Source organism: Janthinobacterium sp. CG_23.4, from assembly GCF_029892305.1.
GTDB classification, from domain to species: domain Bacteria; phylum Pseudomonadota; class Gammaproteobacteria; order Burkholderiales; family Burkholderiaceae_D; genus Janthinobacterium; species Janthinobacterium lividum_D.
This window is the reverse complement of the sequence record NZ_JARXUX010000001.1, coordinates 2,031,813-2,048,939: the sequence shown is the minus strand read 5'-3', so window position 1 is coordinate 2,048,939 and position 17,127 is coordinate 2,031,813. Positions and strand designations below refer to the sequence as shown.

The window sequence follows — 17,127 nt, the reverse complement described above, 5'->3', positions numbered from 1 at the left end:
AGCTTGCCTAATACTCGCGACACCCAAAACGCCACCGGCACCGACACTGATAACGCACCAGCGGCACCGCTGTCGGCGGCCGCCATCGCTGCGCAATCCGTGATCCTGACGGGCGACCGCCCTACCGGCCCCTTGCACCTGGGCCACTACGTGGGCAGCTTGCGCGACCGCGTTTCGTATCAGAACAACTACAAGCAATTCATCATGCTCGCTGACGCGCAGGCGCTGACCGACAATATGGATGACATCGACAAGGTGCACCGCAACGTCCTCGAAGTGGCGCTCGATTACCTGGCCGTCGGCATCGATCCGGCCAAGACGACCGTGTTCATCCAGTCGCAAATCCCGGAACTGGCCGAGCTGACCTTTTACTACCTGAACATCGTTACCGTGGCGCGCCTCGAGCGCAACCCTACCGTCAAGGAAGAAATCCGTTTGCGCGGCTTCGAACGCGACATCCCGGCCGGCTTTTTGACCTACCCGGCCAGCCAGGCGGCCGACATCACGGCTTTCAAGGCCGGCGTGGTGCCCGTGGGTGAAGACCAGATTCCCATGATCGAGCAAACCAATGAAATCGTGCGCCGCTTCAACCGCATGTACAACCGCGAAGTGCTGATGGAATGCAAGGCGCTGGTGCCCGATATCGGCCGCCTGCCCGGCATCGACGGCAAGGCCAAGATGAGCAAGTCGCTGGGCAACACCATCAACCTGGGCGCGACCTCGGCTGAAATCACGGCCGCCGTGAAAAAAGTCTATACCGACCCGCTGCACCTGCGCGTGGAAGACCCGGGCCACCTGGAGGGCAATATCGCCTTCACTTACCTGGACGCGTTCGACCCGGAAAAAGCGGCGCTGGCCGAGATGAAAGCCCATTATGTGCGCGGTGGCCTGGGCGACAGCATCGTCAAGAAGCGCCTCGACCTGGTCTTGCAGGAAATGCTGGCGCCGATCCGCGCCCGCCGCGAAGAGTTCGCCAAAGACAAGGGTCAAGTCATCCAGATGCTGAAAGAAGGCACGTTCAAGGCACGCGAAGTGGCGGCCCGCACGACAGATGAAGTCAAGTCGGCACTGGGCCTCAACTACTTCTGATCATAGACAGTAATAGCAAACTGATGCGCCCAGGCGGAGTCGGGTAGAATCCCGTCTCCGCCTGGGCTATTTTTTTGCCTAACCCAACAGCATAGTCTGGGGTCGACCCTGAGGGTCCGACCCCAGCACTTGTCTTAGGGTCACCATATATTGAAACATAGCTAATGACCGACTCCGCTATCGAACAACTGCTGCAGCAGCATTTTTCCATCGATGCGCTGCAACGCTCGCCCGCCCCCCTACAGCAGGCGCTGCGCATGCTCGGTGGCTGGCTGGCCGCTGAGCGCGACACGCCGTATCCGCACACGCCGTACGCGCAACTGCTGACGCAGCTGTCCGACACCTGCCTGCCCGCGCACGGCATGCCCGTGACCGATTTCCTGCAAGAGCTCGACACCACCGTGCTGGCCAATACGGCCCAGCTGAACCATCCGCAATACATCGGCCATATGACGCAGGCCTTGCCCTGGATCAGCGTGCTGGCCGAAGCGTTTACGGCCACGCTGAATCAGAACCAGGTCAAGATCGAGACGGCGTATGTGTCGACCCTGATCGAAAAGCAGATCCTGGGCTGGCTGCACCGTCAGATCTACCAGCAGCCCGAACAGGTCTACGCGCAAGCGATGGCCGCTACCAGCGGCGCTCTGGGCAATGTCGTCAATGGCGGCACCATGGGCAATTTGACGGCCCTGGCCGTGGCGCTGGAGCAGCAGCTGCCCGGCACGCGCAAGCGGGGCCTGTTTGCCACCATGCAGGAATCGAGCTACGCGGGGCTGGCCGTGATCGGCTCGGCGCGCAGCCATTATTCCGTGAAAAAGGCGCTGGCGACCCTGGGGCTAGGCGAAAACGCCTTGCACCTGGTGGCCGTCGACCGCGACAACCGCATCGATGTCGCCGCGCTGGAGGCAACCATACGCGATTTGAAATCGCGCAATATCAAGGTCGTCGCCATGGTCGGCATCGCCGGCACGACGGAAACGGGGGCCATTGATCCACTGGCCGCCATGGCAGCCATTGCCGCGCGCGAATCGATCTGGTTCCATGTCGATGCGGCCTGGGGCGGCGCCCTCTTGATCGCGCAACAGTACCGCGCGCTGTACGACGGCATCGCCCTGGCCGACTCCGTCGTCATCGACGGGCATAAGCTGCTATGGCTGCCGATGGCGCAAAGCATGGTGCTGTTCAAGGACAGCACTAGCCTGAACTTGCTGAAACACAACGCCAACTACATCTTGCGCGACAATTCGGGCGACCTGGGCCAGACTTCGCTGGAAGGCTCGCGCCGCTTCGACGCCTTGAAACTGTGGACTTCGTTCAAGGTGCTCGGTGTGTCCGGCTACACCACCTTGCTGCAGCAGGCCGCTACCCTGTCCGGCCAGCTGCAGCAGCTATTGGCCGACCAGCAAGACTTCGAACTGCTGACGCGCTCTGACACCTTTATTCTGACCTACCGCTACGTGCCCGCGCACTTGCGCCAGCGCATGGAAAGTTTGCTGGCCAGCGGCCAGGACGATGCGGCGAGCGAGCTGAACAAGCAGCTCAATACGCTCAACGCCAAGCTGCAAAACCGCCAAAAGGCGCAAGGCCACAGCTTCGTCTCGCGCACGGTGCTCGAATCGACGCGCTACCCTGGCCCGACCAATGTGCTGCGCGTGGTGATGACCAATGTCAAGACGCGCCCCCACCACCTACGCGCCATCCTGGAGGAACAGCGGGCCATCGGCCAGGTTTTGGTGGCCGAGCTGAGCCTGTAAGCTAGCCCCCCATCAACCCTGACTGGATGCCCGATGCAACGCCTGAGCGCCCTCACCGATCTGTTACAGCATCTGTTGAAATGGCTGCTGCTGGCCTTTGCTGTGGCCGTGCTCGCTGGAACGGCCTCGGCCGGCTTCCTGTTCGCCCTCGACTGGGCCACGCGCACGCGCCAGGCGCACGCTTGGCTGATCTGGCTGTTGCCGGTGGCGGGCTTTGCTGTCGGCTGGCTGTACTTGCGCTACGGCAGCACTGTCGAAAGCGGCGCGAACCTGCTCATCGATGAAATTCACGCGCCGAAAAAAATCATTGCGCTGCGCATGGTGCCACTGGTGCTGGGCGGCACGCTAATCTCGCATTTGTTCGGCGCCTCTGTCGGGCGCGAAGGCACGGCCGTGCAAATGGGCGGCGCGCTGGCCGACCAGCTGACGCGCATGTTTCGCTTGAACAATGAAGACCGACGCATCATCCTGATGGCCGGCATCAGCGCCGGCTTTGCCTCTGTCTTCGGCACGCCGCTGGCGGGCGCGCTCTTCGGCCTGGAAGTGCTGGCCATCGGCCGCTTGCGCTATGAAGCCATGCTGCCCTGCCTGGCCGCCGCCGTCATCGCCGACCAGGTGGGCTTGCTGTGGGGGCAGTTATTAAACATTCAGCATACGCATTACGCCGCGCCTTTGATGCCCGCCCTTTCGGCCTGGACTTTGTGCGCGATGGTCATCGCCGGCGTGCTGTTCGGCATGACCGGCAAAATATTCGCGCAAGCCACGCACGGCTTGAGTGCCTTGATGAAACGCAAGATCGCCTATGCGCCGCTGCGCCCGCTGATAGGCGGCCTCGTCGTCGCTGTCGCCGTCTGGCTGCTCGGTACAGACAAATACATCGGCCTGGGCATTCCCACCATCGTCGACGCGCTCAAGACACCGCTGCCCGCCTGGGATTTCTTCGGCAAGATGGCATTTACCATCGTCTCGCTGGGCACCGGCTTCAAGGGTGGCGAAGTGACGCCCCTGTTCTTCATCGGGGCGACCCTGGGCAATGCGCTGGGCCCGCTACTGCAGCAACCGGCCACCTTGCTGGCCGCCATCGGTTTCGTTGCCGTGTTTGCGGGCGCCGCCAATACGCCCATCGCCTCGACGCTGATGGCGATGGAACTGTTCGGCGCCGAGATCGGCGTCTATGCCGCCATCGCCTGCGTCGTGGCCTACCTGTTTTCCGGCCACGCGGGCATTTATAGGGCGCAGCGCAGCGGCCACGCCAAGCGCCATCGTGCCGAGGAGCTGGACAGATGACGCAAAATATCGACAATATCGGCGCATTCCAGACCTAGGTTTCTGCAACAACCGTCTTCACGCTTACCATGCGAAGCATCAATGATGCCCGGCTCGATCTGCCAGGCCACAGTTGCGAGCTGGCGTGGCAATGGAGCGTCCTCTCAACTCACCACATTGCGCGTAAAACGCAAGGTTGATACGCCGGCATTGACGTAGGCATACGCTTGCGCGCTGCTGAAGACGAAAAAATCGCCGGTGGCCAGGTGCCTGGTTTCCGCCGCCAGCACGAGCTGCAACTCGCCTTCGAGCACGTACAGCATTTCGCTGAAGCCGGCCTGATCGGCTTGCGCATCATAGCGCTCGCCCGGCGCCAGCGTCCACGACCACAGCTCCACCTGACGGCTGGCGGGCGTGGCGCCCAGCAGCACGGCCTGGCTGGCTTGCGATGCACTTTGCCACATCAGTACGCGCAGGCTCTCGTGCCGCTGCCGTGGCGGCTGCACCAGGTCGACAAATGCCACGCCCAAGGCAGCGGCCACGTGATCAAGGTTAGCCAGGCTGATGTTGGTACTGCCTGCCTCGACGCCGTTGACCATGCGCCGGCTGAGGCTTGAGCGGCGCGCCAACTCCTCCTGACTGAGACCGGCGGCAAGGCGCAAGCGCCGCAGATTTTTGGCCAGGTGCTCGAGCACGCCACCGGCTTCCGCTTCGGCTTGACTGCGCAATATATTGCTCCTATGATGATGGGAAATATTTTGCTCATAGCATAACCTCCCATGAAAACACACGCAAGTCCCCCGCCCGCCTTCGGCCTGCCCGAATTGGCCCTGATCGCCATCACCTTCATCTGGGGCGGTACATTTCTCGTCGTGCAGCATGCCATGACGGTCAGCGGCCCACTGGCCTTTGTTGCTGCCCGCTTTGCCGTCGCCGCCAGCATCGGCGCCCTCATTTGCCGCGGCCAGTTGCGCCAGCTGAGCAGGGCCGAGCTGTTTACCGGCATGGCCATCGGCGTCAGCATCTTTGGCGGCTATGCGCTGCAAACCTATGGCTTGATGCATATCACAAGCAGTAAATCGGCCTTCATCACGGCCTTCTATGTGCCCATCGTGCCGCTGGTGCAATGGCTGGTCTTCAAGCGGCGGCCCCGCATCGCAGTATGGATAGCCGTCGTGCTAGCTTTCGTCGGCTTGCTGCTACTCACAGGCACCGATGGCCTGAGCATGGGTTTAGGCAAGGGCGAACTGATGACGGCCGTGGGCGCCATCGCCATTGCCCTGGAAATCATCCTCATCAGCCGCGTCTCGCCGCGGCTGAACATCTTGCGCGTGACCATCGTGCAGTTGGGCACGGCGTCATTGATCGCCCTGCTGCTGATGCCGGTCATGGGTGAAGCGCCGCCAGCGCTCAGCAAGACGTTCATCTTCAGCGTGCTTGCCCTGGGCTGCGCCAGCGCGCTGATCCAGTATGTGATGAACTGGGCGCAAAAGCGCATCTCTGCCACGAAGGCGACACTGATCTATGCGGGCGAGCCAGTCTGGGCCGGGGTGATCGGGCGTATCGCCGGCGAGCGGCTGCCACCCCTGGCCATCGTGGGCGCGCTATTGATCATCGCTGCTGGCATTGTCAGCGAATGGCGGCCCAAGCGCCTGCGCGCCGATGGCGAAGCCATCGCGCCCTCAGATTAATCCGCTACGCTGCAACGTCGCCCCGCCATGCAGGGCCAGCGGCATGGCCCTGGCCCAGCGGTTCGAAGACAGCGAGAACGTCAGCGCGCGCACCTGGTGGTACCAGCCGGCGGGCACGTACAGCATGTCGCCCGGCTCGACGATGCATTCGACCATGCTGGCCTGGCGCGCCAGGGGAAAACGCTCGAAATCGGGCGCTTCCGGGTCGAACGGCGAACCGAACAGGATGGCGTTCGCTTCGCTGGGATAGAGAAAGGCATCGTGGTGCGGCGGCGACAGGAAAATGCGCTTGCGGCCCCATACCTGGGCGAAGATATTGTCGTCATAATCGCAATGCAAGGGCGTGACCGTGCCGGCCGGCCCCACCCAAAAGCGCGGCGGACCCATCTTGTCGAAATACGTGGGCCAGTGGCACAGGCGGTTCAATTCACGCAATTCCAGATTGCCCAGGTATGGCGGCAGCGCGTACTGGCCCTCTACCACCAAGTCCAGGTATTGCCCCATCGACATGTCCTGCATGGCGCGGTCGACCGCAAACGCGGTGTTGACGTAGTCGCCCACCCGCGCACGCACGGGCAAGTGGCTGAACTGCTGGCGCAACACTTCGGGGCCCAGCGCAGACACAGGCCAGCGCTCGACGAGCCCGCGCATCAGGAAGGGCAAGCCAAGCGCGGCGCGCGCGCGAAAGGCTGCGGCGCCGAGCATGCCCAGGCGCGGCACTTCACTGATGGTGGGTAAATCACGCGCCGCCTGCTTGATGGCCTCGCGCATGGCGTCGATGGACGTCACGCCGCGCACCTGCGCATCCTTGTCTTCGCGTGCCTGCTTGCGTGCAAGTGCGGCTTCGGGCGAACTCGATTGTGCTGGCGGCCTGGGCGGCAGCGCGCGCAGGGATAGAGGGGTGGCCGCAAGCGGCAGCGGCACTTCTTTTTCTACGGACATAAACCTTCTTTGCGATCAAGACGTCACTGCAGGACGCGACAGTGCGCCATTTTAAGCCAGCAAGGCCCGACTGCGCGCATCAGCGTAGTGGCAAGGCAGAGTGCAAGCCAGCAAAAAACAGTGATATCGCCCGCCAAGGTCCCCCAGGAACGCATCGACACCTGACAAAACTGTCGCGAGCGCAAGGTAGAGGTGGCCGAGAAGCGCAACCGTGCTAGAGCACGGTGAGCATCGCAAGCCGCCTATACCAACGCGCAGCAGGTTTGGTCAGGTGTCCTCAGACAGGAGTTTTGAAGATGGGATCGACGATGAACTGCTGCGCCTTGATGCGCAAGGTGCGCTCCTCGTCCAGCTCGGCACGCGTTTCGCCCAGCTCTTCGCGTTCCGCTTCCAGCTCCAGGCGCGCGGCGGCCAGTTCCGTTTCCACGCGCGTCAGGCTTTCCAGCTTGAGCTGGGCCTGGACCAGTTCGGCGCGCGCCGCTTCGGCAGCCTCTTCCAGGCGGGGAATGCCTTCGAGCTTGAATTGCGCCTTGGCCAGGTCCATGCGTGCCTGCTCGGCCGCCTCTTCCAGGCGTGGCAACCCTTCCAGTCGCAGCTGCGCCTTGGCCAAGTCGGTACGGGCCTGGTTGGCCACTTGCCGCTCACGCGCGAGTTCCTCGCGCAGGGTTTCCAGCTCGCCCGCCTGCAAGTCGAGCAGCTCTTGCTGGCGCTCGTTCTCGCTGGCCAGGTCCATCAATTCCTGTTGGTTGTCGTTCATCTCGGCTTCGTGCGCGCTGTGGCTGGCGCTTAATTCCTGTCCTACATAATCGAGAATCGCTTGCTGCAGCACGGGCGACAGTTCGGCGGCGGCAGCGATCTGGCGCTGCGCACCTGCCTTGCGGCGCTGCAAGAGCTTGCTGATGGTGCCCTGGCAGGCGCCGTTGCCCAAACGTTCACGCAAGGCGCGCACCGTGATGGCCTGGCCTTCGCCGGTCATCGCTTCCATTGCCGCATTGATCTGTTCTGCGCTTACTTTTGCCATTATCGTCTACTCATGAATGTGACTCAGGACAATCTTGCCCAGAGGCATCATCTTATGCCAGTGGCGCCAAAGCGTAAAGTATTTCTCAATAGAAATTGCAATTACACAACAAAAGCGTGTGCAAACATGCGCCGTGCGACGATTAGACCACCTCACAAAACTATCGCGAGCCGATAGGAGTCGAGGCTAAAAAGCACAGCCGTACGAATGCGCAGTGAGCATCGGGGGCCGCGACCCGCGACGCGCAATAGGTTTTGACAGGCCTTATTCTTCCAGCAAGCCGTTTTCCGTCAGCATATCTTGCACCAGCTCCAGGCGCAGCACGGGATTGTCTTGGCTTAGCAGCAATTGCTTTTGCATGGCGCTCAGGGATAGCAACTCGCACCAGCGGTTCGCCACCCAGCCGCATTCGTCGAGCCGGTAAGGCGGCTGCAAAGGCATCTGCTCGGGCGGGATCTTTTGCTCCTGCAAGGTGCGTATCAGGGCACCGAGCGCATCGGCCACGTTCTGCTGCTCTTGGGGAAGAGCGATGACCTTATCGGATGGCAAGATTTCAATGTTCGCCATCCACAAGCCGTGCTTCAGCTGCTCGCTGGAAACAATGTGAAAGCGCTGCAAGCCCATGCATTTAATTTGCAGCAAGCCCGGCAGGGGCGCCGCCCAGTCGACGACGCGCGCCAAGGTTCCCACCGGCGCCAGGGTTTCCTGCTGGACCGGCTTGCGCACTTCCGCGCCGTCCAGCAATTGCACCACGCCGAACGGCTGCTCGCTCTTGATGCACTGACGTATCATGTCCAGATAGCGTACCTCGAAGATCTGCAAAGGCAGATAGCCATCGGGATACAGCACCGTATTGAGCGGGAATAAAGGTATCGAAGTCATACACGCATGATGGCACGAATGGCCTATCCGTGCAGCGTCGCTTGCACCTGCGATGATGTGCGCCCCCGATTATTTATAAAAACGGCGCTTCTTGGCCCGCTCAGCCGCCTTCGGCGCCAGCACCTTGACAGCCTTCTTCTGAATGGTGCCACCGGCTGACGTTCCCGGCACACGGTGTTCCGCCTCGAAACCGGGCTCCTCATTGCGTTTGAGGGTTTGCCGCGTCAGCGCTTCCACGGCCGACAGCAATTCCACCTCGTCGGCACAGACCAGCGATATCGCTTCGCCCGAGGCGCCCGCGCGGCCCGTGCGGCCGATGCGGTGGATGTAGTCTTCCGCCACGCTGGGCAAGTCGAAATTGACGACGACGGGCAATTGATCGATATCGAGGCCGCGGGCAGCGACGTCGGTGGCCACCAGCACTTGCACCTCGGCCGCCTTGAAGCGGGCCAGCGCGCGCAGGCGGTTCGGCTGCGTCTTGTCACCATGAATCGAATCGGCGCGCAGGCCCTGCTCCAGCAAGGTATTGACCAGTAACTCGACACCCTTGCGCGTCTTGACAAAAACCAATACCTGGCCCCAGCGCTTTTTCTTCAGCAGGTGCAAAAACAGTTCGGGCTTGCGTTTCTTGTCGCACACGATCACCGATTGCTTGACGGCCTTGACCGTACTGTTACGCGCGCTGACCTCCACCGAGATAGGGTCTTTCAGCATGGTTTTCGCCATGGCGCGGATGGCGTCCGAGAAAGTGGCCGAGAACAGCAGGGTCTGGCGCTGCTTGGGCATGGTCATCAGCAAGATATCGAGCTCGCGCTCGAAGCCCAGGTCAAGCATGCGATCCGCTTCGTCGAGCACCAGCGTTTGCACTTGCTCGAACTTGACGGCGCCCTGCGTCTGCAAGTCCAGCAGGCGGCCCGGCGTGGCCACCAGCACGTCGAGGCCCTTGCGCAATTTGCTGATCTGCGGCTCGATGGGCACGCCGCCATAGGCGACAAAGCTACGCAGCGGCAAGTTGCCGCCATAGCTGCGAAAGCTGGCATAGACTTGCTCGGCCAGTTCGCGCGTGGGCACCAGCACCAGCACGCGCACGCACTGGGGCGCCACCACGCCATCGAGAGTCAGGCGCTGCAACAGCGGCACGGCAAAGCCGGCTGTCTTGCCCGTGCCCGTCTGGGCGGCGGCCATCAGGTCGCGCCCAGCCAAGACGGCAGGAATCGCTTGCGCCTGCACGGGCGTCGGCTTGGCATAGCCGAGCTCGTCAAGTTTGCGGACCAGGGGATCGATCAGGCCGAGGGAGGAAAACGTCATGTGAAAGGCAATCTTGGCAAATGAAAAGGTGGCGCGCACGGACCGGCCGTGCGCGCGATTGCCGAGATTATAGGCCAGCGGGGATGCCGGCCGGGGTTTTCAGCACATGAGTGCCACATGAGCAGCACATGAGTGACACATGAGCAGCGCGCTCAGAACTTCATTTCCAGGGTCGCACGCGCCTGCGGCGAGCTGGGCGACATACTGTTGCGCGCTATCGTGCCGCTGGCGTCGGTATAGATGGTGTCGCTTTCAAAGTCTTGCGCCAGCAAGTTCGATATCGCCAGGCGCAGCTGATTCTTCGCATCGAACTTCCACAAGGCATAGAGGTCGAGGTCGCGCCGCGGCGACGTGTAGGCGCTTTGGCGCTCGGTGACGCGCACGGGGCCGCCGTTGCGGAAGTTAAAACTGCCGCCCGTGGTCAGCACGCCGTCCGGGGTCTTGTAATCGAGGCCAAAGTTGCCGCTGACCGGCGTTTGCTGGTCGAGCCGGTTATTGGGCCCCGGCACCTGCTCCACCTGCGACCAATTGCGGCTGATGCTGGCGCGCAAGTCGATGGCTGGCACGGGCGCAGCCAAGACGGCGCGCAGCGGGAACTTCGCTTCCAGTTCCAGTGTCTGCGTATTGGCACGGCCATCGTTGACGGGCTTGGACACCCAGCGCTCATTGATGAACAGCAAGCCCTGGCGCGTGTAGCCGTCGATACGGCGGGCCGACGCGCGCGCACTGAGCAAAGCACCTTCGGCCCAATAGTGTTCGTACGAAGCATCGATGCCCAGCGCCAGCTCCGGCTTCAGGTAGGCATTACCTTCGCGGTCAGGATCGGTCTGGCTATTATTGGTCGAGGTATTGCGGCGCGGAATCAAGCTCGACGTGGGCTGCGCCTTGTAGGTGCGCGTCAAGGCCAGGCGTATCTGATCACCTTTGGTATCAGGCAACTTCCACAGGGTTTGCAGCAGCGGGCTCCACACGCTGCTGCGCTGCTGCACTGCAGCGTAGGTGTCGCCAGCGCTGCGCGTATCGATGCCTTCCCAGCGCACGCCCGCATACATCGACCAGCGCGGCGTGATTTCCCAGTCGTCCTGCACGAAAAGGGCCAGGCGCTGGACGGTGGCGTCGAAACCTTCGTCGCTGTTGAGGGGCGGGCGCGCGCCCAACGCGGCCAGGGCCGCTTCGCGCTGCTGGCGCGATTCCTCACGCTGCGTGTGCGCACCATCCCAGCCCATGGACAAGGCATGGCCGGGCAGCAATGGCGTGGAATACTTGCCGGTCGAACTGACGCCATTTTCCGTCGCCTTCACGCCCACCTTGCGTTCCAGGGCCAGGCCGCTGCCATCGATAAAGCCTTGCTGCAAGCTGTCGGACGTATTGCGGGCTGCCGAGGCGCCAACTTTCAGTTCCAGCCTGGCGCCGCCAGCCAGCTTGTGCATCCACGTCAGATCGCTGCGGCCGAAGGCATTGTGGTTGCTTGAACTGCCCGCGTTGCTGTCGTAATCGGGGCGCAAGCCCTGCTGCGTCTCGGCACGGCTGACATTGCGATGGTTCGAGCGCCCGCCATTGAAGAACAATTGCGCCGTCACATTGTCGCCATTGGCCAGCACCCAATTCAGGCGGGGCGATACATTGATGCCTTCCGGGCGGCCATCGCCGGTGCCGTTGGTGCGGCGCAGCAGGTTTTGCCGGCCATCAGGCGCGTAGCCCAGTTCCAGCCCGGGATTATCATAGTGGTAATCGTAACGGAACAGCGAGCCTGCCAGCGAATACGAGAAATTGCCGTCGCGGTCGGACAGTTGCACGTTGACGCTGGGCGAGAAGCTCACGTCGCTGCCCTGCACGCCCAGCTTGAGCTCGCGCTGCACCGTCTTCACGGCCTTTTTCAGCACCACGTTGATGGTGCCGGCAATCGACTGCGTGCTGTACTCGGCGCTGGCCGCGTGCAAAATCTCGATGCGTTCGATGACATCGGGCGACAGGGTATCGAGCGAAAAACCGGCCGGCGCGCGTTCGCCGTTGAGCAAGATCTGCGTATAGCCGCTGCCCAGCCCGCGCATGCGGATTTCGCCCCCGCTGCGCCCTGCCGCACCGGAAACAGTAATGCCGGGCAAGCGTTTGAGCACGTCGGTGACATTGCTGTCGCCATACTTGAGGATTTCTTCGCTGCTGACAACCATCTTGCTGGCCGTATCGTCGCGGCGCGGATCATAGCCGCTGCCCTTGACTTCGACCGTCTGCATGGTAGGCGCAGCGGCCTTCTCGACCTTCTCTGCCTTCAACGGTGCGGCGGCGGCCTCGGCGCCGGCTGGCGTTTCGGATTGCTGGGCCTGGGCATGCCAGGCAAAAAAAACAGCGGAACAAATAACGGTAAGACGGAGGCAACGGCGTGGCATCATGAGCTGGCTGAAAAAGTTGGCTGAATAAATATGGCTAAAAGCGACAAAATGGACGGCTGCATTGTGCGGCAATTTTGCCCGAATGGCACAGTTTCCTGAAAATAATCCCTATAACAAATTAAATTCGGGGCAGACGGCAACGCACCGCCTGGCATACGGCGCATATCATTGCGCGCCACATCGCCGCTATAATGCGTTTTCGCCAATTCCCATCACCCCGTCAAAGGCTACCCATCGTGTCTGACCGTCTTGCCGTTTTGCCTCAGTATCTGCTGCCCAAGGGAGCGTTGACCAATTTTGCCGGCCGCATCGCCGGTGCCAAGGGCGGCGCCATGACCACGCGCCTGATCCGCTGGTTCGTCGGCCGCTACAACGTCAACATGGATGAGGCGCTGGACCCGGATATCACGCATTACGCGAGCTTCAACGACTTTTTCACACGCGCGCTGCGCCCGGACGCGCGTCCGCTGGCCAAGGCCGACTACGTCTGCCCCGTCGACGGCCGCATCAGCCAGTTCGGCCGCATCGACAAGGACCAGATCTTCCAGGCCAAGGGCCACAGCTTTAGCACCACGGCCCTGGTGGGCGGCGATGCGGCCCTGGCGGCCCAGTTCGAACACGGCAGCTTCGCCAACCTGTACCTGAGCCCGCGCGACTACCACCGCATCCACATGCCTTGCGATGGCCGCTTGACGCGCATGATCTATATTCCTGGCGAATTGTTTTCCGTCAACCCGACCACGGCGCGCGGCATTCCCGGCCTGTTTGCCCGCAACGAGCGCGTCGTCTGCGTATTCGACACGGCTAACGGCCCCTTCGTCATGACCCTGGTGGGCGCCACCATTGTCGGCAGCATGGCCACCGTCTGGCACGGCGTCGTCAACCCGCCACGCACAGGCCAGGTACGCGACTGGCGCTATGCCAACGACAATATCGTGTTGAAACAAGGCGAAGAACTGGGCCGCTTCCTGCTCGGCTCCACCGTCGTCATGCTGTTCCCGAAAGGCACAGTCGATTTCAATGCCGCCTGGCAAGCGGCCGGCCCCGTGCAGCTGGGCGTCGTCATGGCTAACGTGCCCACAGCCATTTAAGGCAGCACGGCGCGCTGCTAAATAGGCGCGTCCGTTTGGTACATTTCCTGCATCAGGTCCAGAAAGGCGCGCGTCTTGGCCGGCATCAAACGCCGACCTGGAAACACGGCCCAGCCCGTGACCAGCGGGAAGCTCCATTCCGGCAGCACGCGCACCAATTCGCCCGTTGCCACATAGGCCTTGGCAAAACGGTCCGTGCTGGCCGCGATACCCACGCCAGTGCACGCCATGCGCACCAGCAATTCCGGCGAGTTTGCCAGCAGGCGCACAGGCAAGTCGCGCTCCCAGGTCGTCTTGCCACGCATCAAAGTCCAGTGCACGAGGCCATGCACGGCGCGCGGCAAGCTGAGCAAGTCATGACCGTACAGGTCGTCGGGATGCTCAGGCAAACCATGCACGCTGACATATTGCGGCGAGGCATACAGGCCCAGGGTGCTGAAGGCCACGCGGCGCGCCGCCAGGCCTGCGTCGTCGGGCAAGTTGCCCATGCGGATGGCCAGGTCAAAATTTTCTTCCCGCAAATCCACACGGCGCGCCGACAAGTCCAGCTCCAAGGAAATGGCCGGGTAGCGGCGCACGAACTCGGCCAGCACCTCGCGCATCAGCGCGTCGCCAAAGTCGGCCGGCATGGAAATGCGCAGCAAGCCACTGGGCTGCGCCTGGCGGTGCTGGGCCAGCGCAGCGGCCGCCTCCGTTTCCTCGACCACCTTGCGCGCATGCTCGAGCAAGCTGGCGCCAAACTCCGTCAGCGCCAGCTTGCGCGTGGTGCGCAGCAGCAGCCGTTCGCCCAGCTTGGCTTCGAGTAGCGAAATGCGCCGCGACAAGGTCGACTTGGGCAAGTCCACGCGCCCGGCGGCGCGCGAGAAACTGCCGCATTCGATGACGCGCGCGAACAGTAGCAAATCTCCAGGATCGATATCCATATTTTTGATTGTTGCATGAGTGGATTAATGTTATCCATTTTAACGTCTTCTGCATCAATTTTGGAATTGCTATAGTTCATCCATCGCAAGACACCCTACACGGAGAAACAAGATGAACATCCTGCAAATTAATTCCAGCGCCCGCAGCACCGGTTCCGCCTCGACCCGTTTGGCTGACGCCATCGTTGCCCGCGTGCAAACCAGCCACCCTGACGCCAGCCTGATACGCCGCGACCTCGCTGCCGCACCGCATCCCGTGCTCGACGAAGCGACCCTGCAAGCACTGTTCACGCCGGCCGACCAGCGCACGGAAAGCCAAGCGGCCCGTATCGCCCTGGACGACGCACTCATTGCGCAAGTGCAAGCAGCCGATGTGATCGTGATTGGCGCGCCGATGTACAACTTCGGCATCACCGTGCAACTGAAAAGCTGGTTCGACGCGATTGCCCGCGCCAACGTCACTTTCAAGTACACGGAAAACGGTCCCGTGGGCCTGCTGACGGGCAAGAAAGTCTATGTGGGCCTGTCCCGCGGCGGTCTGCACCGCGATAGCGCGCACGACAGCCAGGTGCCTTTCCTCAATACCATGTTCGGCTTTTTGGGCATGAGCGACGTGCACTACGTGTATGCGGAAGGCATGGGCATGGGCCCGGAAGCGGTGGCCAAGGCGCAGGCGCAAGCCGATGCCGAGATCAATGCGATTTTGGTGTAAACGCTGACTGCCGCAACTAGGGGGCAGACGGAGACGCCGAGTTCCGGCGGGTCTGCCCCCAAACAGGAGAACACAATGCGCGATACCACCACCGTCAACAAGCCACGCGGCGTCGAGCGCGTGATCGCCGGCCAGGCTGTCATGGATGGCGCCGGCGTGAAGATCAACCGCGTGCTGACGCAGCAGCTGCAGCGCCGCCTCGACCCGTTCTTGATGCTAGACAATTTCGCCAGCGACCAGCCAAACGACTATATCGCCGGCTTCCCCGAGCATCCGCACCGCGGTTTCGAGACGGTCTCTTACATGATTCAGGGGCGCATGCGCCACAAGGATAGCGCCGGCAACGAAGGCTTGTTGAACTCGGGCGGCATGCAATGGATGACGGCCGGCAGCGGCGTGATCCACTCGGAAATGCCGGAGCAGGAAGAAGGCGTGATGGAAGGCTTTCAGCTATGGCTGAATCTGCCAGCGCGCGACAAGATGCGCGCGCCGTGGTACCGCGATTTCAGCAGCAGCGACATCCCCCGCTACAGCACGTAGGCGGGCGTGGCCGTGCAAGTGATCGCCGGTACCAGCCATGGCGTGGCGGGCGCCGTGCAGCGCGAACTGACGCAGCCACTGTACCTGGACATCGACTTGCCGGCCGGTAGCAGCTTCGAGCAGCCATTGCCAGATGGCCATAATGCCTTCCTGTACACCTTCCGTGGCGAGGTACAGGTCGATGGCAAGGCCGTGCCCGCGCTGCGCATGGCGATCTTTGCCAACCCGCCGGGCAGCGACGGCGTGCGCATCGAAGCACCCGAAGGCGGCCGCGTCATCCTCGTCGCCGGCCAGCCCTTGAACGAGCCCATCGCGCAATACGGCCCGTTTGTCATGAATACCCAGGCGCAAGTAGTGCAGGCCGTGCAGGACTTCCGCGAAGGCAAGTTTGGCGAGACGGCCGCGCAGTAAGCTGGTCTGCCATATCAAACACCTGCAGTGCTGGCGCCCCTGCAGGTTTTTTTACGTGCCGACTATCTTGCTGCTTTTCAATTACACTGACTGCCATCTGATTCAACAAGGCATGCCATGCAGCCGACGCACAGCGACCACGACGCCACCCGTCTGCACGCCCACCTGAAGGGTGACGCCCAGCATACCCATTCGTTCGAGGGGCGCAGCCAGAACATCCTGGCGTGGGCGCTGGCACTGACGCTATCGTTTGCCGGCATCGAGGTAGCCGCTGGTTTCCTGTCCAATTCGCTAGCCTTAATTTCCGACGCGGGCCACATGGTCACGGACGCCGCAGCGCTGGGCCTGGCCCTGCTGGCGCAATTGATCGCGCGCCGCCCGCCTTCAGCGCGCCACTCGTTCGGCTTTGGCCGCGCCGAAGCGCTCGCTGCCTTCGTCAATGGCTTGGCCATGCTGTGCGTGGTGGGGTCGATCTGCTATGAAGCCGTGCTGCGCTTTTCCGCCCCGCAAGCGGTCAAGGGGGGCATGGTTGTCATCGTCGCCTTCATCGGCCTGGCGATCAACGTGGTGGTGGCATGGGTATTGTCGAAAGACAAGCAAAGCGTCAACACACGCGCCGCCCTGGTGCACGTGATGGGCGATTTGCTCGGCTCGGTCGCCGCCATCGTCGCCGGCGCCGTGATTTACTTCACGGGCTGGATGCAGATCGACCCGCTGCTGTCGGTGATGGTGTCTCTGTTGATCCTGAAATCGACCTTCGGCGTACTGCGCGAGTCGTACCACTTCCTGATGGAAGGCGTCCCCCTGCATATCGACTACATCGCCGTGGGCACGGACGTGGAGCAAGTAAACGGCGTGATTGCCGTGCACGATTTACATGTATGGGACATGTCGCCGGGCCAACCGGCCCTGATCGGCCACGTGGAAATCGAGCACCTCGACCATTGGCCCAAGGTCTTGCGCGCGATCAAGAAGATGCTGTTGGACAAGCATGGGATTGATCATATTACGCTGCAGCCGGAGACGGCCACGATGGCGGGGCTGCATGCGGGTGACAAGACGCATTAATTTTACCCAACGGCAAATACCGGGGTCAGACCATCAGGG

At 62.2% G+C, this 17,127-nt stretch carries 14 protein-coding genes and 1 pseudogene; 8 read left to right on the top strand and 7 right to left on the bottom strand.

Annotated features, from left to right (window positions below):
• Nucleotides 1-69: 69 nt before the first annotated feature.
• The 3 genes from trpS (at nucleotide 70) to H4V96_RS09315 (ending at nucleotide 4,130) form a co-directional block, all read left to right on the top strand.
• Nucleotides 70-1,089, top strand: a complete 1,020-nt coding sequence (gene trpS / locus H4V96_RS09325; protein WP_196855509.1) for a tryptophan--tRNA ligase — start codon at nucleotides 70-72, stop codon at nucleotides 1,087-1,089.
• A gap of 164 nt (nucleotides 1,090-1,253) precedes the next feature.
• Nucleotides 1,254-2,843, top strand: coding sequence for a pyridoxal-dependent decarboxylase (locus H4V96_RS09320; protein WP_196855439.1), 1,590 nt, complete (start codon nucleotides 1,254-1,256; stop codon nucleotides 2,841-2,843).
• Between the two features lie 33 nt (nucleotides 2,844-2,876).
• Nucleotides 2,877-4,130, top strand: a complete 1,254-nt coding sequence (locus tag H4V96_RS09315) for a voltage-gated chloride channel family protein (protein ID WP_196855440.1) — start codon at nucleotides 2,877-2,879, stop codon at nucleotides 4,128-4,130.
• Nucleotides 4,131-4,273: 143 nt separating this feature from the next.
• Here H4V96_RS09315 and H4V96_RS09310 read toward each other — a convergent pair whose 3' ends face one another.
• Nucleotides 4,274-4,837, bottom strand: coding sequence for an XRE family transcriptional regulator (locus H4V96_RS09310; RefSeq protein WP_196855441.1), 564 nt, complete (start codon nucleotides 4,835-4,837; stop codon nucleotides 4,274-4,276).
• A gap of 51 nt (nucleotides 4,838-4,888) precedes the next feature.
• On the opposite strand from H4V96_RS09310, the gene H4V96_RS09305 reads away from it, so the two are divergent.
• Nucleotides 4,889-5,800, top strand: a complete 912-nt coding sequence (locus tag H4V96_RS09305; protein ID WP_196855442.1) for a DMT family transporter — start codon at nucleotides 4,889-4,891, stop codon at nucleotides 5,798-5,800.
• Here H4V96_RS09305 and H4V96_RS09300 read toward each other — a convergent pair.
• From H4V96_RS09300 to H4V96_RS09280, 5 genes are all read right to left on the bottom strand, one after another.
• Nucleotides 5,792-6,742 (bottom strand): cupin-like domain-containing protein, encoded by a 951-nt coding sequence (locus tag H4V96_RS09300; RefSeq protein WP_196855443.1) that lies wholly within the window; start codon nucleotides 6,740-6,742, stop codon nucleotides 5,792-5,794. The genes H4V96_RS09305 and H4V96_RS09300 overlap by 9 nt on opposite strands.
• Nucleotides 6,743-7,019: 277 nt before the next feature.
• The gene (locus H4V96_RS09295) at nucleotides 7,020-7,763 is read right to left on the bottom strand and encodes a DNA-binding protein (protein WP_070347200.1); all 744 of its coding nucleotides are present in this window, start codon (nucleotides 7,761-7,763) and stop codon (nucleotides 7,020-7,022) included.
• A 264-nt stretch (nucleotides 7,764-8,027) separates the two neighbouring features.
• Nucleotides 8,028-8,645, bottom strand: coding sequence for an LON peptidase substrate-binding domain-containing protein (locus H4V96_RS09290; protein ID WP_010397550.1), 618 nt, complete (start codon nucleotides 8,643-8,645; stop codon nucleotides 8,028-8,030).
• Nucleotides 8,646-8,714: 69 nt separating this feature from the next.
• Entirely contained in the window at nucleotides 8,715-9,953 is a 1,239-nt protein-coding gene (locus tag H4V96_RS09285; RefSeq protein ID WP_070347223.1) for a DEAD/DEAH box helicase, read from the bottom strand.
• Nucleotides 9,954-10,105: 152 nt separating this feature from the next.
• Nucleotides 10,106-12,343 (bottom strand): TonB-dependent receptor, encoded by a 2,238-nt coding sequence (locus H4V96_RS09280; RefSeq protein WP_280720884.1) that lies wholly within the window; start codon nucleotides 12,341-12,343, stop codon nucleotides 10,106-10,108.
• Nucleotides 12,344-12,579: 236 nt separating this feature from the next.
• Between H4V96_RS09280 and asd the strand changes: the two genes are divergently transcribed.
• On the top strand, nucleotides 12,580-13,434 hold the full coding sequence (gene asd / locus H4V96_RS09275; protein WP_196855445.1) for an archaetidylserine decarboxylase: 855 nt from the start codon (nucleotides 12,580-12,582) through the stop codon (nucleotides 13,432-13,434).
• Between the two features lie 17 nt (nucleotides 13,435-13,451).
• Here the strand turns inward: asd and H4V96_RS09270 are convergent, their stop codons facing one another.
• Nucleotides 13,452-14,357 (bottom strand): LysR family transcriptional regulator, encoded by a 906-nt coding sequence (locus H4V96_RS09270; protein WP_196855446.1) that lies wholly within the window; start codon nucleotides 14,355-14,357, stop codon nucleotides 13,452-13,454.
• Between the two features lie 112 nt (nucleotides 14,358-14,469).
• Here H4V96_RS09270 and H4V96_RS09265 point away from each other — a divergent pair, with 112 nt between their 5' ends.
• The 3 genes and pseudogenes from H4V96_RS09265 (at nucleotide 14,470) to H4V96_RS09255 (ending at nucleotide 17,088) form a co-directional block, all read left to right on the top strand.
• Nucleotides 14,470-15,069: an NAD(P)H-dependent oxidoreductase gene (locus H4V96_RS09265; RefSeq protein WP_196855447.1), complete on the top strand. Its 600-nt coding sequence runs from the start codon at nucleotides 14,470-14,472 to the stop codon at nucleotides 15,067-15,069.
• A 75-nt stretch (nucleotides 15,070-15,144) separates the two neighbouring features.
• Nucleotides 15,145-16,020: pseudogene (locus tag H4V96_RS09260) on the top strand (pirin family protein).
• A 117-nt stretch (nucleotides 16,021-16,137) separates the two neighbouring features.
• Nucleotides 16,138-17,088, top strand: coding sequence for a cation diffusion facilitator family transporter (locus H4V96_RS09255; protein WP_196855449.1), 951 nt, complete (start codon nucleotides 16,138-16,140; stop codon nucleotides 17,086-17,088).
• The last annotated feature ends 39 nt before the right edge of the window (nucleotides 17,089-17,127 follow it).

Bases quoted from the DNA above. Each gene is read 5' to 3' on its own strand.
- H4V96_RS09320 (WP_196855439.1), top strand. From the start codon at position 1,254: ATGACCGACTCCGCTATCGAACAACTGCTGCAGCAGCATTTTTCCATC.
- H4V96_RS09315 (WP_196855440.1), top strand. From the start codon at position 2,877: ATGCAACGCCTGAGCGCCCTCACCGATCTGTTACAGCATCTGTTGAAA.
- H4V96_RS09305 (WP_196855442.1), top strand. From the start codon at position 4,889: ATGAAAACACACGCAAGTCCCCCGCCCGCCTTCGGCCTGCCCGAATTG.
- H4V96_RS09300 (WP_196855443.1), bottom strand. From the start codon at position 6,742: ATGTCCGTAGAAAAAGAAGTGCCGCTGCCGCTTGCGGCCACCCCTCTA.
- H4V96_RS09295 (WP_070347200.1), bottom strand. From the start codon at position 7,763: ATGGCAAAAGTAAGCGCAGAACAGATCAATGCGGCAATGGAAGCGATG.
- H4V96_RS09290 (WP_010397550.1), bottom strand. From the start codon at position 8,645: ATGACTTCGATACCTTTATTCCCGCTCAATACGGTGCTGTATCCCGAT.
- H4V96_RS09285 (WP_070347223.1), bottom strand. From the start codon at position 9,953: ATGACGTTTTCCTCCCTCGGCCTGATCGATCCCCTGGTCCGCAAACTT.
- H4V96_RS09280 (WP_280720884.1), bottom strand. From the start codon at position 12,343: ATGATGCCACGCCGTTGCCTCCGTCTTACCGTTATTTGTTCCGCTGTT.
- H4V96_RS09270 (WP_196855446.1), bottom strand. From the start codon at position 14,357: ATGGATATCGATCCTGGAGATTTGCTACTGTTCGCGCGCGTCATCGAA.
- H4V96_RS09265 (WP_196855447.1), top strand. From the start codon at position 14,470: ATGAACATCCTGCAAATTAATTCCAGCGCCCGCAGCACCGGTTCCGCC.
- H4V96_RS09255 (WP_196855449.1), top strand. From the start codon at position 16,138: ATGCAGCCGACGCACAGCGACCACGACGCCACCCGTCTGCACGCCCAC.